We start from the raw sequence: 15804 nt of genomic DNA, 5'->3' as shown, positions 1-15804 counted from the left end.
GAGCGCGCACCTCAAAATTCCTGGACCAGCCACGCTGGCTCCCGACCGAAATCGACAGGAAAAGCCCAAGGAATGCGCACCGATACAGGCCATGTCTTCAAGCTCGAAGACTATCGCCCCAGCGACTATCTCATCCCTGCGACCAGCCTCGACTTCCGCCTGTCGCCGGACGCAACCCACGTCACCGCGCTGCTCATCATCGAACGGCGCGAAGGTGTCGTCGCCTCGGCGCCGCTGGTGCTCGACGGCGACGGGCTGACGTTGCTTGGCGTTGCCATCGACGGGCACACGCTCGCGGCCGGCGACTATGAGGCGACGCCGGACCGGCTGACGATCCTGAAGCCGCCGGCAGCACAGCGCTTCGAGCTTCGCCTGGAGACGGAGATCGCGCCTTCGCGCAACGAGGCGCTGATGGGCCTCTATCGCTCCAGCAACGTCTATTGCACGCAATGCGAGGCCGAAGGCTTTCGCCGCATCACCTATTTCCTCGACCGTCCCGATATCCTGTCGGTCTACACGGTGCGCATCGAAGCCCCGCATAACGAGGCGCCGCTCTTGCTTTCCAACGGCAATCCCGTCGAACGCGGCGCGCTCGCCAATGGCCGGCACTACGCGGTCTGGCACGACCCTTTCCCCAAACCCTCCTACCTTTTCGCGCTGGTGGCGGGCGCGCTCGGCAAGGTGGCGGGCAGCTTCACCACGATGTCGGGCCGCAAGGTCGAGCTCGGCATCTATGTCGAGCCTGGCAAGGAGCGGCTTGCCGGCTATGCGATGGACGCGCTGAAGCGCTCGATGAAATGGGACGAGGAAGCCTTCGGCCGCGAATACGACCTCGACGTCTTCAACATCGTCGCCGTGTCCGACTTCAACATGGGCGCGATGGAGAACAAGGGCCTCAACGTCTTCAACGACAAATATGTGCTGGCCGACGAGGAGACCGCGACGGACGCCGACTTCGCCAATATCGAGGCGATCATCGCGCATGAATATTTCCACAATTGGACAGGCAACAGAATCACTTGCCGCGACTGGTTCCAGCTCTGCCTGAAGGAAGGGCTGACGGTTTACCGGGATCACGAATTCTCCGCCGACCAGCGTTCGCGGGCGGTGAAGCGGATCGCCGAGGTGCGCACGCTGCGCGCGCACCAGTTTCCGGAGGATCAAGGGCCGCTGGCGCATCCGGTCAGGCCGCGGCGCTACCGCGAGATCAACAATTTCTATACGGCGACCGTCTACGAGAAGGGTTCGGAAGTGGTGCGCATGATCCGCACCATCCTCGGGCCGGAGACCTTCCGTGCCGGCATGGATCTCTATTTCGAGCGGCATGACGGCCAGGCCGCAACGATCGAGGACTTTTTGAAAGTCTTCGAGGACGTGTCGGGCCGCGACCTCGCGCAATTCGCACTCTGGTACCATCAGGCCGGCACGCCGAACCTGACGGTGAGCTCCACGCATAATGCGGCGGCCGGGGAGTTCACGCTGGAGATCGAGCAGTCGGTACCGCCGACGCCGTCGGAAAGCCGCAAGCGGCTGATGCATATTCCGCTTGCGTTCGGACTTGTCGGCGCCGACGGCAAGCCTGTCACCTGGGACGCCGTCGAGGGCGCGACGGTGGATGACGGCGTCATCCATATCCGTAAGCGCCGGCACACGGTGCGCTTTTCGGGCGTTTCGGAGCGGCCTTCGGTGTCGCTCAACCGCGGCTTCTCGGCGCCGATCACGCTTTCGGTGCAGCAGAAACCGGAAGACCAGTTCTTCCTCGCGGCGCATGACAGCGACCCCTTCTCGCGCTGGCAGGCATTCAACACGCTTTTGACCGACGCGCTGATCGCCGCCTTCCGGCAAGTGCTCGGTGGCAAGGAGCCGGTCTTCGCGGCACGGCTGGCCGAGCTTGCCGGCAGGATCGCCGGCGACGAGGCGCTGGAGCCGGCCTACCGGGCGCTGGCGCTCACGCTTCCAGGCGAAGCCGACATTGCCCGCGACATCGGCAAGGGCATCGACCCCGACGCCATCTTCGCCGCGCGCGAGGCGCTGGCGCGGACGATCGCCGAGGCAAACCGCGAGGCCTTCCTGGCGCTCTACGGCAGCCTTGCCGACAAGGGTCCGTTCAGCCCCGACGCGGCGAGCGCCGGGCGCAGGGCGCTACGCAACACCTTGCTCGACTATCTTTCGCTGCTGCCGGACGGCGCGGGCCTCGCCGCGCGGCACTTCAACGCCGCCACCAACATGACCGACCGCGCCGCAGCACTTGCCGTGCTGGCGCATCGCCATTCGGGCACGGCCGAGGCCGAAGAGGCGCTGGCAGCCTTCGAGGCCCGCTATCGCGGCGACGCGCTGGTGCTCGACAAATGGTTCCAGATCCAGGCCGGCGTGCCCGGCGCGCGGACCGTCGACAAGGTGCGCGACCTCATGCGGCATCCAGCCTTCTCGATCGCCAACCCGAATCGGGTGCGTTCGTTGATCGGCACCTTCTCCAGCGCCAACCAGACCGGCTTCCACCGCGCCGACGGCGAAGGCTATCGCCTGTTCGCCGAGACGGTGCTGGAGGTCGAGAAGCGCAATCCGCAAGTGGCGGCGCGGCTGGCGACTGCGCTGAGGTCATGGCGCTCGCTGGAGACCGGACGACAGGCCAAGGCCAAGCAGGCGCTGCTCGACATGGCTAAGGTCGAGAACCTGTCGGCGGATTTGCGGGACATTGTGGAGCGCACGCTGGCGTAGCGCCAGCTTCCCTTCTCCCCTTGCGGGAGAAGGGAAGGCGAAACGACAAATTTCAATCAACTTTTAATCTTTTTCGCCCGTGCCACTGGACAAGGCGAATCGGCTTTGATTCTTTAATGGCGATTCGGGCGTGCGGCGTATCCGGGTCATCCAGTATACGGCAGATCGGGGAGTGCCATTTATGGCCAAGGCGGACGCGTGGGGCGCGCCCGGAGGGAAGGCTTTTGCGCGTCGCAAGGCAAGGAGCGATGGACTTGCCGGCAATACGCGCCTGATCGCCGAACCCACCTATCAGCGGCTCTTGGCCGCCGAGCCGTTTCTGCGCCGGTCGATCCCGGCGCTGATCGTTATTTTCCTCATCGTCATCGCGGCGCTGCGCTTCCTGTCGCTGATGAACGAACATGACCAGATCGAGCGCGACGCCAAGGCGGTGCTGGCGCTTGCCGCCGGCCAGATCGCGCAAGCGATCACGGCAGACCCCAACGCCGCGGGCGCCAACGCCGTCAGCCTGCTGGAAAGCACCAGCCGGCAGGGCGCCATGAGCCGCGCCCATGTGCTCGCGATCACCGATGCCAATTTCAAGGTCATCGCCGTCTCGCCGCTGTCGACGGGCTGGCAGGGCCGCACGCTGGACAGTGTGGTGTTGGGCGGCCAGCCGCTGTTCATGTTCGGCGACCGCGCCGGCGTGATGGATGTCTCGATCGCCGGACAGGACTGGTTTGCCGCCGTCAGCCTCAGCGGCGATCGCAAACACGCGGCCGCCGTGCTGGTGCCGCAGGAAGCGGTGTTCGACAATTGGCGCAAGTCGATGTCGCTCAACGTCACGCTGTTCGTGCTGACAGCGGGCGTGCTGATCGTCATCCTCTACGCCTATTTCGGCCAGGCGGCGCGCGCCCAGGCGGCGGACCGCATCTACCTGGAGGCGCATCAGCGCATCGACATGGCGCTCGTGCGTGGCCGCTGCGGCCTGTGGGACTGGGACATGGTGCGCGGCAAGATGTACTGGTCGCGCTCGATGTACGACATGCTGGGCTACGAGCCCTGCGATTCAATGCTTTCCTTCGGCGAGGTCGACGAGATCATCCATCCCGAGGACGGCGACCTGTTCGAGCTCGCCAACCGCATCGTCGAACGCGAGATCGACCATATCGACCAGGTCTTCCGCATGCGCCACGCCGACGGGCAATGGGTTTGGATGCGGGCCCGCGCCCAGGTGATCGACCCGGAAGCGCCGGAGATCCAGCTGATCGGCATCGCCGTCGACGTCACCGAGCAGCGGCATCTGGCGCTGCGTTCGGAAGCGGCCGACATGCGACTGAGAACCGCGATCGAAAACATCAACGAATCCTTCGTGCTGTGGGATGCCTCCGAGCGGCTGATCATGTGCAACTCCAAGTTCCAGAAGGACAATGGGCTGTCGGACCGCGATGTCGTGCCGGGCGTCGGTCGTGACGCGCTGGAGGAGCGGATGCTGGCCTTCGCCTCGGAGCGCAGGCTCGCCAACGCCAACGGGCCACATGGCGGCGTCACCCTGGAGCGCCAGCTTGCCGACGGGCGCTGGCTGCAGGTCAACGAGCTCAGGACACGCGACGGCGGCATCGTCTCGGTCGGCTCCGACATCACCCAGATCAAGCTGCATCAGGAAAAGCTGGTCGACAGCGAGCGCCGGCTGATGGCGACGATCCACGATCTCAGCCTCGCCCGCCGCGCCGAGGAGGAACGCTCCAGCGAACTGGTCGAGCTCAACCGCAAATACATGAAAGAAACCGAGCGCGCCGAGGCGGCGAACCGCGCCAAGTCGGAGTTCCTCGCCAACATGTCGCATGAGCTGCGCACGCCGCTCAACGCCATCATCGGCTTCTCCGAGCTGATGCAGCAGGGCCTGTTCGGGCCGCTCGGCTCCGAGCGCTACGAGGAGTACGCGACCGACATCAACGGCAGCGGCAAATACCTGCTCGGCGTCATCAACGACATCCTCGACATGTCGAAGATCGAGGCCGGCCAGTTCTCGCTCGATCGCGAAGAGATCGACCTCTGCCCGCTGATCAGGGAAACGGTGCGGGTGATCTCGCTGCAGGCGGCGGAGAAGTCGATCAATGTCGAGACGCGCATCGCCGATGCGATGCGGGTCTATGCCGATCGGCGCGCCATCAAGCAGATCGCCATCAACCTGCTCTCCAACGCGGTGAAGTTCACCGGACAGGGCGGCAAGATCACGGTCAGGGCGCGCAACACGTCGGGCGCCCTGCTGCTCACCATCGAGGACAATGGCTGCGGCATTCCCAAGCAGGCGCTGAGCAAGCTCGGCCGGCCGTTCGAGCAGGTGCAGAACCAATTCTCCAAGAACCACACCGGCTCGGGCCTCGGCCTCGCCATCTCGCGTTCGCTGGCCGAGCTGCAAGGCGGCGCGCTGAAGATCCGCTCGACCGAAGGCGTCGGCACGATCGTGTCGGTGCGCATCCCGGTGAAGAAGGCGCCGGCCGCGGTGAAGGCTGCGGCTTAGGTTAGACCGGTTTCGAACCAGTGGGGTTTAGATCGTTTGCGGCAGCCGGCGCCGGGCTTGCCTCGGCGCCTTTCGATGCCCGTCTATAGACCAAGGTGACGACGAGACCGAAATACCCGACCTGCAGAACGACCATGGCCAGCATTGCCCATCCGAGCGCCGTCCAGACGGAACCAGTTTCCATGCCAGCCCAGACCGCCACCGTGAATGACGCTGCGAACATGCCCACCAAGAATTTCTGAAGTTCCATAGTTGCCCAGCGCCCCAAGTTTTGGCGATTTGGAGGGCTTTCACGTCAGCCGTTGTGAAAGAACCCGCCGCTCCATTTGCGAAGCGGCGAGGCCCCCCTTCGTCGGGGTGAATTGACGCCCCGGCATTGCTGACAGTGCAATTGCGGTGCCAGACCCATTGACCCATTACGGGACACCTCTGCCAATGGTGCAAGACCGGATCGCCGATTAATATTAACTGTGGCTAATGTGCCACCCGGGGAATCTCATGGCGACGATGCGGTTGATGGCGACGCTCCCGCACGAAGCAGACGGTCGAAATCCTGCCTGACCTTCCGCGACGTCTCCTTGAGATGCGCTTCCAGCACGGTGAAATCCGGCAGGTCGGTGACCGCCAGGAGCAAGTCCGAAAGCCCCGGCGGGACATCGTCGCGCTGGAACTCGCCGGTGAGGCAAAGCCTGATCATCTGGGTCAGCGCCAGATAGAGCCGGTAGGCCTCGGCAAGCTCTTCGCGGATATCGGGTGCGGCGAAACCGGGGGCGAGCCGCGCCAGAATGTCAGCCGTCGCCGTCACTCGGCGGCTGGGCTCGACATTGCCGGTGATGGTCGCGACCTGGGCGATGAATTCCAGATCGATGAGCCCTCCCGGGATCAGCTTGATGTCCCAGAGGTCGCGCGGCGGCTTTTCCTTCTCGATCAAGGCGCGCATGTCCGAGGCTTCGGCTTTCACCTTGGCGGCATCGCGCGGCTGCGCTAGCACCGCCGCCACCTCATCGTCGAGCTCGGCGCAGAGTTCGGCATCGCCGCCGATGGCCCGCGCCCGCGCCAGCGCCATGTGCTCCCAGGTCCAGGCATCCTGGCGCTGATATTTCTTGAACGCGTCGATATGGGTGGCGACCGGCCCCTTGTTGCCTGATGGGCGCAAGCGCAGGTCCAATTCATAGAGCACGCCTTCGGCCGTCGGCGCCGAGACGGCGGCGATCAGGCGCTGCGTCATGCGGGTATAGTAGTGCGACGGCGCTAGCGGCTTGTCGCCGTCGGAATCCTCCGCATCGGCGTCATGGTCATAGAGCAGGATGAGATCGACATCCGAACCGGCGGTGAGCTCGCGGCTGCCGAGCTTGCCCATGCCGAGCAGCGCCACCCTGCCGCCGGCGATGCTGCCGTGGCGCAGCGCGAATTCGGCGATCACCGCTTGAAGCGCGGCCTCGATGGTCAAGTCGGCGAGATCGGAGAAGGCGCGCCCCGCCCGCGCGGGATCGATCGAGCCGGCAAGCAGGCGCACGCCGATCAGGAATTTCTGCTCGGAGGCGAAGATGCGCAGGCGGTCGAGCACATCCTCATAGGCGCGGTCGCCCTCGATGAAGGCGGCAAGCCGCGCCGAAAGATAGGCGCGGTTGGGGAGCTCGGTGAGCAGCGCCGGGTCGAGTAGGCCGTCGAAGACATGCGGGCGACGCGTAATGATCGCCGCCAGCCGTGGGGCCGCCCCCATGATCGTCGCCATCAGCTTCAAGAGCGCCGGATTGGATTGCAGCAGCGAAAAAAGCTGGATGCCCGCCGGCAGGCCGGCGAGGAACTCGTCGAAGCGGATCAGCGCCTCGTCGGCGCGTCGCGTCTGGCCGAAGGCTTTGAGCAGCGCCGGCGTCAGTTCGGTCAGCCGTTCGCGCGCTTCGGCCGACTGGGTGACGCGGTAGCGGCCGAAATGCCAGCCGCGGATGACCCGGCAGATGTCGCTCGGCCGGTGGAAGCCGAGCCTATGCAAGGTCTGCAGCGTGTCGGGATCGTCGACGTCGCCGGTGAAGACCAGATTGCCGACGCCCGCCGACAGTTCCGGCGCTGTCTCGAACAACGCCGCGTAATGGCGCTCGACCTGCTGCAGCGAAGCGCGGAAGGCCTGCGTGAACTCCGCCTCGCCAGCGAAACCCAGCATCAGCGCAACGCGTTCCAACTCCTCGTCGCTGTCGGGCAGGATATGCGTCTGCTCGTCCGCCACCATCTGGATGGCGTGCTCGACGCGGCGCAGGAACCAGTATTGCCGGGTGAGCGCATCGCGCGCGTCGGCGGTGATCCATCCGTGCGCGGCGAGCGCGCCCAGCATCGCCACGGTCTCGCGGCCGCGCAGTTGCGGAAAGCGGCCGCCGGCGATGAGCTGCTGGGTCTGGACGAAGAACTCGATCTCGCGGATGCCGCCGCGGCCGAGCTTGACGTTATGGCCCTTCACGGCGATCTCGCCATGGCCCTTATGGGCGTGGATCTGGCGCTTGATCGAATGGACGTCAGCGATCGCGGCATAGTCCATGTATTTGCGCCAGACATAGGGCTGCAATTCCTTGAGGAAGGCGGCGCCCCCTGCGAGATCGCCGGCAACCGGCCGCGCCTTGATCATGGCGGCGCGCTCCCAGTTCTGGCCGCGCGCCTCGTAATAGCGAAGCGCGGCCTCGACCGGGATCGCCAGCGGCGTCGAGCCGGGATCGGGGCGCAGCCTGAGATCGGTGCGGAACACATAGCCATGCTCGGTGCGGTCCTGCAGGATGCGCACAAGACGGCGGGTGAGCCTGGAGAACAGCTCGGTCGCATCGAGCGGATCGATGACGGCCGGCGCCTCCGGATCGAAGAAGACGACGAGATCGATATCGGAGGAAAAGTTCAGCTCATGCGCGCCGAGCTTGCCCATGCCGAGCAGGATCCAACCAGAATCCTTGGCCGGTTCCGCCGGCTTCGGCAGCTTGAGCTTGCTTTGCCGGTGCGCGTCGAGCAGCAGGAAATCGACGGCGGCGTTTGTACAGGCGTCGGCGAGATCGCTGAGGCGGCGCACCGTCACCGAGGTCTCCGCCTCTCCTGAAAGATCGGCCAGCGCGATCAGGAAATGCGCTTCGGTCTTCCATTGCCTGAGTTGCATCATCAGCCCGGATTCCGAGATATCCTCGGCCTGGGCCGCGCCGTCGATCGCCGCGCTGATGGCGGCGAGCCGCGCTTCGACCGTCTCGTCGAACAGCATCTCGAGGATTGCCGGCCGGCGGCGCGCGACGTCGCGCAGGAAGGGCGAGAGGTCGAAGACGGCCGCCAGCAGGTCCTGCAGCGGCCCCTCGCCAGCCAGGAACGCAGCAAGGCGGGAAAGCCCCTCCTCTTCGGCGGCGTCGGCGATTTCCGACAATTCGCACCGGGCGTGTTTCGCGTCCAAAGGCTGGAGCGCCAATGTCGGGCTAAGCCGATACTCGGTTTCGATTTTCTTCTTCGCCATTCATCCGCGCCATTAAAGCATGTGTCCCGAAAGTGGGCCGGTTTCGGGACAAAGACATGCTTAAATCAATAACTTAAAGCAGGTCGCGTGTTCTCGCGACCTGCTTTAATGCGTGTCCCGCAATGGGAAACTCATCACCACGGACAATCCGGGATCGGCGGGCAAAAGATCAAGCCTGCCGTTGTGGAAAGTCATGATGGCCTTGGCGAGGCTGAGGCCGAGGCCAGAGCCCGGCTGCGAGCGGCTCTTTTCCAGGCGCACGAAACGCTCGGTGGCGCGGGCGCGGTCTGCGTCGTCGGGAATGCCGTGGCCATTGTCGGTGACGGTAAGCTTGATTTCGCTTCCGGCGCGCTCCAACGCCACCCGCACTTTCGGCGCCTCGGCGGCGTCGGTCGAGTATTTGATGGCGTTGTCGACGATGTTGGATAGCGCCTGACCGATCAGCTCGCGGTTGCCGCTGATCGTGAAGGCCTCGGGCACGGTCGCTTCGAGCGCCACGCCCGCCTCCTCCGCGACCGGCTCGTATAGCTCGACGACGTCGCTCACCGTGGCGGCGAGATCGACCGGACCGGTCTGTTCCGAGGAATAGCCAGCCTCCAGGCGCGAGATCATCAATATGGCGTTGAACGTCTTGATGAGCTGGTCGGATTCCGCGATCGTGCTTTCCAGCGCCTGGCGGTAGTCTTCCGTCTTGTGCCGGCCGGCAAGCGTCGCCTCGGCGCGGTTGCGCAGCCTGGTCAGCGGCGTCTTCAGATCATGGGCGATGTTGTCGGAGACCTGCTTCAGCCCCTCGTTCAGCAGAGCGATCCTGGCCAGCATCGCATTGAGGTTTTCCGACAGGCGGTCGAACTCGTCGCCGGCACCGGTGACCGGCAGCCGCCCCGACAAATCGCCGCCCATGATACGGCGGCTGGCATCCGAGACGCTGTCGATGCGTTTCAGCGCGGCGCGCCCGACAAAGAACCAGATCAGGAGACCGCCCAGGCCCATCATGCCGAGCGCCAGCGTCAGCGCCCGGCTGATGACGGCGCGGAAACGCTCCGGCTCGCCGAGGTCGCGGCCGACCAGCATGATCATCTGGTTTGGCAGCCGCAGCACCAGGGCGATGGCGTTGTGGCCCTTTTCGCCTGTCGATTGGGGGTTGCTGCCGTCGCCGGTCTGGGGCGCGGGCGGGTCGGTAGCTCCACTGCGCAGCCGGTCGAGCTCACCCTCGCCGAAGCGCTGGTAGGAAAAGGGCTCGGTCGTCCAGCCTTGCGTCTCGATGACCCCCGGCTCCAGGCTTTGCACGTTGCCGGTCAGGATCTGGCCGTTGGCGTCGGCGATGAGATAGAGGTTGGCGCCCGGCTGGCGCGAGCGGTTCTCGACGACGCGCACCAGCACAGGCAGGCCGCCGCGCTGATAGGCTTGGGCCAGGCCCAGCACCTCGTCGTTGATGGTTTCCTGCGTCTGCGCGGTCAGCATGCGCGCCGACAGCGATGTCATGTAGAGGACGAGCAGCACAGCGCAGAGCGCGAAAAGCAGAAGATAGAGCGCCGAGAGCCGGGCCGCCGTCGTCTTCATGATGGCCGGCAGGGAAAGAGCCATGATCGGCTTTACCCACCCTTCAGCATGTAGCCGGCGCCGCGGATCGTGTGCAGGATCGGCTTGTCGAAGCCTTTTTCGATCTTGCCGCGCAAGCGAGAGACATGGACGTCGATGACATTGGTCTGCGGATCGAAGTGATAGTCCCAGACATTTTCAAGCAGCATGGTGCGCGTCACCACCTGGCCGGCATGGCGCATCAGATATTCGAGCAGGCGGAACTCGCGCGGCTGCAGCGTGATCTCGCGGCCGGCGCGCTTGACCGAATGCGACAGTCGGTCGAGCTCGAGATCGCCGACCCGGTAGACGGTCTCGGATTCGCGCGTGCCGGCACGGCGGTTCAGCACCTCGACGCGGGCGAGCAGTTCGGAAAAGGCGTAGGGCTTGGTGAGATAATCGTCGCCGCCGGCGCGCAAGCCGGTGACCCGGTCGTCGACCTCGCCCAGCGCGGACAGGATCAGCACCGGCGTGGTGTTGCCGCGCGAGCGAAGGGCGGCGATCACCGACAGGCCGTCGCGTCGCGGCATCAGCCGGTCGACCACCATCACGTCATAGTCGCCGGCATCGGCGAGCGCGAAGCCGGTCTCGCCGTCGCCGGCGACATGGGCGGTATGGCCCGCCTCGGCGAAGGCTTTCTGCAAGTAGTCCGCCGCCTCGCGATCGTCTTCCATGACGAGAATCTTCATGGAGCCGTTATACGCGATTTCACTGGAAGGTTGAGAGGCAGTCATTGCTTCCTGCTTTCAAGTTAAAGCGGCAGCGGGTGATGGGAAACCCGCTGCCGCCAAGGAGCGAAACACGGTGACTGACTTACGTGCTCGGCCCCATGTTTTCCCGGCGGCGGCTCGGGGGTGTTGATACCGCCGCTGGGAAAATCTGAACTCTGAGACCTCAGCCCTTGCCGACCGGCAGCGCGACGAAGCGGTTCGAGTCGTCGCGGGTGATCTGCATCAGCACGGCCTTGCGGCCGGCCTTGGCGGCATCGGTCATCGCCTTGGAGACGTCGTCGGTGGTGTTCACCTCGTTCGAATTGATCGAGGTGATGACGTCGCCCGGCTGAATGCCGCGGTCGGCGGCGTCGCTGTCGGGATCGACGTCGGTGACCACGAGGCCCTTGCCGTTTTCGGCCTTGGTGACGGTCAGGCCGAGATCGGCAAGCGTGTCGGGCTTGGCGGCGGGCGCCGACTGCTTGTTGTTGTCGTCGTTCGAGGCCTGCTTGTCGCTCGCGGGCAGCGTGCCGAGATCGACCTTAACCGTCTCGTTCTTGCCGTTGCGCCAGACGGTGACGTCGACCGACTTGCCCGGAGCGAACGCACCGATCATGCGGGCGAGGTCCTTCGGCGAGGCGACATCCTTGCCGTCGACCTGGGTGATGACGTCACCGGCGGTGATGCCCGCCTTCTTGCCCGGGCCGGCGTCCTGGGCGCTCGACACCAGCGCGCCCTTGTCCGACTTCAGGCCGAGCGACTCGGCGATGTCGGAGGTGACTGGCTGGATCTCGACGCCGAGCCAGCCACGCTGGACGGAGCCGCTCTTCATCAGGTCCTGGACGACCTGCTTGGCGGTCGAGGCCGGGATGTCGAAGGCGATGCCGACGCTGCCGCCCGACGGCGAGAAGATGGCGGTGTTGATGCCGATCACCTGGCCGTTGAGGTTGAAGGTCGGACCGCCCGAATTGCCGCGGTTGACCGAAGCGTCGATCTGGATGAAGTCGTCATAAGGGCCGGCGCCGATGTCGCGGCCGCGGGCCGAGACGATGCCGGCGGTGACAGTGCCGCCAAGGCCGAACGGATTGCCGACGGCAACCACCCAGTCGCCGATGCGGACCTTGGAATCGTCGGCGAAGTCGACATAGGTGAACTTGTTGCCGCCGCCATCGACCTTGAGCACAGCGAGGTCGGTGCGCGGATCGGTGCCGATCAGCTTGGCGTCGAGCTCCTTGCCGTCATTGGTGACGACGCTGAAATCCGAGCCTTCCGACACGACATGGTTGTTGGTGACGAGATAGCCGTCCTCCGAGATGAAGAAGCCCGAGCCCTGGGCAACCGGGCGTGGCTCACCATTGCCATGGTTGCGATGGTTGAACGGGCGCATGCCGAACTGTTGGCCGCCCTGGTCGCCGAAGCCGCGGAACTCCTTGAAGAAGCGGCGCAGCTGCGGATTGTCGGGCAGGTTGTCGAAACCGTTCTGGTCGTCGGAGCCGTCATCGGCGGTCGGCTGAATCTTGGCCTTGACCTTGACGCTGACCACCGCCGGCGAAACATGCTCGACGACATCGGCGAAGCTCGGCATCTGCGGGGCCTCGACGCGCACGGCATCGGCCAGCACGGGGGCAGTGCCGGTCGCGAGCGCGCCGGCACCGACCGCACCGATAACGGCCAGGGACGCTGCAGCCGCCATCAGGCGCTTTCGGGTGCCGGAAAATGAATTGGGGGCATTATTCATGGGTTTCTTATCCTCTATCGACGCGGATGCGCTCAGGCGAAGCATCCTCGGGCAAGAGGATTAGAGAGCCGCACATTACGGCGTCATTTCCGATACATGAAAGTTTTGTAATGTTGGGGATTGGCGACGAGGACCACGGGCGTGCGGAGCGCCCGAAGACGGTTGCAATCAATCGCCAAGTACTGCGATGGCGCTATTCGCTTAGCATCTTATCCAGCGCCGCCTGTTCCTCGGCGCCAAGAGCGCTGTCCGGCACAGTTCGGCGCGAGCGGGCGCTGAGCACGATGAAGAGGCCGCCGGCCAGCAGCAGGAGCACCGGCGTGCCCCACAGAAGCGCGTTGCGCAGGCTGAAGCGAGGCTTCAAGAGCACGAACTCGCCATAGCGCGAGACGATGTAATCCATCACCTGCCGGTCGGTATCGCCGGCGACGAGGCGCTGGCGCACGAGGATGCGCAGATCGCGGGCGAGATCAGCGTCGGATTCGTCGATCGACTGGTTCTGGCAGACCATGCAGCGCAGGCCCCCGGACAGCGCGCGCGCCCGCGCTTCCAATGCCGGGTCCTGCAACACCTCGTCGGGTTTCACCGCCTGGGCTGCACCGGCGAAGAACAGCGCCAGCAGCAGCACCAGCGAGGCGACTGAAAACCTCGCTTTCATGTCGGGCTCGCCAACGCGGCTGCCGGCTTGCGGCGCCTGGCGGGCGCTCCGACGCGCAGGCGGCGGTCGGCCAGCGACATGGCCACGCCCGCCATCATCACCAGGGCGCCGCCCCAGATCAGCGTCACCAGCGGTTTCCACCAGAGGCGCACGACGACGGAGCCGTCATTACCCTCGTCGCCGAGCGACAGATAAAGCTGGCTCAAGCCGAGCGTCCTGATGCCGGACTCGGTCGTTGCCGTCTGCCGGGCCTGAAAGAAGCGTTTTGCCGAAGAGATCTCGCCCTTGGCATTTCCATCTGCGCCGATCAGCAGGAAGCGGGCGCGATCCTCGGTGAAGTTCGGACCTTTCTGGGGAAAAAGCCCTTCGAAGCGCAGCGAATGGCCGGAGAGCTCCACCGTCTCACCGGGCCGCATGGTGAGGATCCTCTCGGTGCCGAAGCACAGCGTGCCGACGATGCCGAGCAAGGTCAGTCCGAGGCCGAGATGGGCAAGTGCCGTGCCGAAGACCGAGCGCGGCAGGCCGGCGAAACGGCGAAGCATGACGGCCGGCGCCACCGAGCCGGCGCCGGATTTGACGGCAAGGTCGGTCAGCGCCCCGGCGACGAGCCAGACAGCGAGGCCGACGCCGAGTGCTGCGAAAACCGAGGCGCCGTTGATGAACAGGCCGGTGACCAGCATGGCGGCGACCGCCACGGCGAAGGCCGCCATCAGCCGCTGCGAGGCGGCAATCACATCACCGCGCTTCCAGGCGAGCAACGGGCCGAACGGCACAATCGCCAGCAACGGCAGCATCAGCGGGCCGAAAGTCAGGTCGAAGAAGGGCGCGCCGACCGAGATCTTGCCGCCGGTGAGCGCTTCGAGCGCCAGCGGGTAGAGCGTGCCGACCAGCACCGTCGCGGTGGCGGTGGTGAGAAAGAGGTTGTTGAGGACCAGTGCGCCCTCGCGCGAGATCGGATGGAATAGGCCGCCGGCCGTCAGGCTGGATGCGCGCAGCGCAAACAGCGCCAGCGAGCCGCCGATGAACAGCGTCAGGATGCACAGGATGAAGACGCCGCGCGCCGGGTCGGTGGCGAAGGCGTGCACGGAAGTCAGCACGCCCGAACGCACCAGGAAAGTGCCAAGCAGCGACAGCGAGAAGGTGAGGATGGCAAGCAGCAGCGTCCAGATCTTCAACGCCGAACGCTTCTCCATGACGATGGCCGAATGGAGCAGCGCGGTGCCGGCAAGCCAGGGCATGAAGGAGGCGTTCTCGACCGGATCCCAGAACCAGAAGCCGCCCCAGCCGAGCTCGTAATAGGCCCAGTAGGAACCCATGGCGATGCCGCCGGTGAGGAACATCCAGGCGACCAGCGTCCACGGCCGCACCCAGCGCGCCCAGGAGGCGTCGATGCGGCCTTCGATCAGGGCCGCGACCGAGAAGGAAAAGCAGATCGAGAAGCCGACATAGCCGAGATAGAGCAGCGGCGGATGGATGGCGAGGCCGAGGTCCTGCAGGACCGGGTTGAGGTCGCGCCCCTCGACCGGCGCCGGGTTGAGGCGGATGAAAGGGTTGGACGTCGTCAGGATGAACAGGAAGAAGGCCGCGCCGATCATGCCCTGCACGGCAAGCACATTGGCCTTGAGCGTCGCCGGCAGATTGTTGCCGAAGACGGCGACGAGCGCGCCGAAGAAGGTCAGGATCAGCACCCACAGCAGCATCGAACCTTCATGGTTTCCCCAGGTGCCGGTGATCTTGTAAATCATCGGCTGCAGCGAATGGGAATTCTCCCACACGTTCGCCACCGAGAAGTCCGAGCCGGCATAGGCGCCAGCAAGCGCCGCGAAGGACAGCGCCGTGAGCGCGAATCCGGTAACGGTCACCGGACCGCCGACCGCCATCAGCCGCTGATTGCCGGTGCGGGCGCCGACCAGCGGCACCAGCATCTGCACCAGCGACAGCGCGAAGGCGAGCACGAGGGCGAAATGTCCGGTCTCAACCATTATTGGCTCTTGCTTTCCACCCAGATGCCCTTGGCCTTCAGGCCGTCGGCGACTTCCTTCGGCATATAGCGCTCGTCATGCTTGGCCAACACGCTGTCGGCGACGAAAACCCCGTCCGGACCGAAAGCGCCTTCGGTGATGACGCCCTGCCCCTCGCGGAAGAGATCGGGCAGGATGCCGGTATAGGTCACCTTGACCGATTTCTGCGTGTCGGTAACCGAGAAAGCCACGGTTGCGCCACTGCCGCGCACGACAGTGCCTTTTTCGACGAGGCCGCCAAGGCGGATGCGCTGTCCGGGCGGGACGCTTGCCGTTGCCAGCTCCGCCGGCATGTAAAAATAGGAGGCCTTCTGGCCGAGCGCGTAGAAGGTGAGTCCTGCGGCCGCGGCGAGGAAGGCCAGCCCCGCCACAATCACCGACAGTCGCTTCTGCTTGCGCGTCATCT

General features: G+C 65.2%; 10 protein-coding genes. 2 read left to right on the top strand and 8 right to left on the bottom strand.

Translation table 11 applies throughout. The features are described from left to right. The first annotated feature begins 72 nt into the window (after window positions 1-72). A complete protein-coding gene (pepN, locus tag EN862_RS13280; RefSeq protein ID WP_127867199.1) occupies window positions 73-2718 on the top strand; it encodes an aminopeptidase N in 2646 nt (881 codons plus the stop codon). A 181-nt stretch (window positions 2719-2899) separates the two neighbouring features. Next, complete coding sequence (locus tag EN862_RS13275) at window positions 2900-5221, top strand: PAS domain-containing sensor histidine kinase (protein WP_127867198.1); 2322 nt, start codon at window positions 2900-2902, stop codon at window positions 5219-5221. A 1-nt stretch (window position 5222) separates the two neighbouring features. Here the strand turns inward: EN862_RS13275 and EN862_RS13270 are convergent, their stop codons facing one another. The 8 genes from EN862_RS13270 to ccmE all read right to left on the bottom strand — a co-directional run bounded on the left by EN862_RS13270 (window position 5223) and on the right by ccmE (window position 15802). Continuing rightward, a complete protein-coding gene (locus tag EN862_RS13270) occupies window positions 5223-5444 on the bottom strand; it encodes a hypothetical protein (RefSeq protein WP_245519570.1) in 222 nt (73 codons plus the stop codon). A 273-nt stretch (window positions 5445-5717) separates the two neighbouring features. Continuing rightward, window positions 5718-8693 (bottom strand): bifunctional [glutamine synthetase] adenylyltransferase/[glutamine synthetase]-adenylyl-L-tyrosine phosphorylase, encoded by a 2976-nt coding sequence (locus tag EN862_RS13265; protein WP_127867196.1) that lies wholly within the window; start codon window positions 8691-8693, stop codon window positions 5718-5720. 105 nt (window positions 8694-8798) lie between these two features. Continuing rightward, complete coding sequence (locus EN862_RS13260) at window positions 8799-10277, bottom strand: HAMP domain-containing sensor histidine kinase (RefSeq protein ID WP_127867195.1); 1479 nt, start codon at window positions 10275-10277, stop codon at window positions 8799-8801. An 8-nt stretch (window positions 10278-10285) separates the two neighbouring features. Continuing rightward, the gene (locus EN862_RS13255) at window positions 10286-10960 is read right to left on the bottom strand and encodes a response regulator transcription factor (RefSeq protein ID WP_127867194.1); all 675 of its coding nucleotides are present in this window, start codon (window positions 10958-10960) and stop codon (window positions 10286-10288) included. A 205-nt stretch (window positions 10961-11165) separates the two neighbouring features. Beyond that, complete coding sequence (locus EN862_RS13250; protein ID WP_127867193.1) at window positions 11166-12719, bottom strand: Do family serine endopeptidase; 1554 nt, start codon at window positions 12717-12719, stop codon at window positions 11166-11168. Between the two features lie 193 nt (window positions 12720-12912). After that, window positions 12913-13377: a cytochrome c-type biogenesis protein gene (locus tag EN862_RS13245; protein WP_127867192.1), complete on the bottom strand. Its 465-nt coding sequence runs from the start codon at window positions 13375-13377 to the stop codon at window positions 12913-12915. Continuing rightward, window positions 13374-15359, bottom strand: coding sequence for a heme lyase CcmF/NrfE family subunit (locus EN862_RS13240; RefSeq protein ID WP_127867191.1), 1986 nt, complete (start codon window positions 15357-15359; stop codon window positions 13374-13376). Before EN862_RS13240 ends, EN862_RS13245 begins: the two co-directional genes overlap by 4 nt. Beyond that, window positions 15359-15802 carry a cytochrome c maturation protein CcmE gene (gene ccmE, locus EN862_RS13235; protein WP_127867190.1) on the bottom strand — a complete coding sequence of 148 codons (444 nt, stop codon included), beginning with the start codon at window positions 15800-15802 and terminating at the stop codon, window positions 15359-15361. Before ccmE ends, EN862_RS13240 begins: the two co-directional genes overlap by 1 nt. Window positions 15803-15804: the final 2 nt, after the last annotated feature.

It is taken from the genome of Mesorhizobium sp. M2E.F.Ca.ET.219.01.1.1 (assembly GCF_004016445.2).
Taxonomy (GTDB): Bacteria; Pseudomonadota; Alphaproteobacteria; order Rhizobiales; family Rhizobiaceae; genus Mesorhizobium.
This window is presented reverse-complemented; position numbering and strand designations above follow the sequence as displayed.

Excerpts from the sequence above, each read along its gene's own strand:
- pepN (WP_127867199.1), top strand. The coding sequence starts at position 73 with ATGCGCACCGATACAGGCCATGTCTTCAAGCTCGAAGACTATCGCCCC.
- EN862_RS13275 (WP_127867198.1), top strand. The coding sequence starts at position 2,900 with ATGGCCAAGGCGGACGCGTGGGGCGCGCCCGGAGGGAAGGCTTTTGCG.
- EN862_RS13270 (WP_245519570.1), bottom strand. The coding sequence starts at position 5,444 with ATGTTCGCAGCGTCATTCACGGTGGCGGTCTGGGCTGGCATGGAAACT.
- EN862_RS13265 (WP_127867196.1), bottom strand. The coding sequence starts at position 8,693 with ATGGCGAAGAAGAAAATCGAAACCGAGTATCGGCTTAGCCCGACATTG.
- EN862_RS13260 (WP_127867195.1), bottom strand. The coding sequence starts at position 10,277 with ATGGCTCTTTCCCTGCCGGCCATCATGAAGACGACGGCGGCCCGGCTC.
- EN862_RS13255 (WP_127867194.1), bottom strand. The coding sequence starts at position 10,960 with ATGAAGATTCTCGTCATGGAAGACGATCGCGAGGCGGCGGACTACTTG.
- EN862_RS13250 (WP_127867193.1), bottom strand. The coding sequence starts at position 12,719 with ATGAATAATGCCCCCAATTCATTTTCCGGCACCCGAAAGCGCCTGATG.
- EN862_RS13245 (WP_127867192.1), bottom strand. The coding sequence starts at position 13,377 with ATGAAAGCGAGGTTTTCAGTCGCCTCGCTGGTGCTGCTGCTGGCGCTG.
- EN862_RS13240 (WP_127867191.1), bottom strand. The coding sequence starts at position 15,359 with ATGGTTGAGACCGGACATTTCGCCCTCGTGCTCGCCTTCGCGCTGTCG.
- ccmE (WP_127867190.1), bottom strand. The coding sequence starts at position 15,802 with ATGACGCGCAAGCAGAAGCGACTGTCGGTGATTGTGGCGGGGCTGGCC.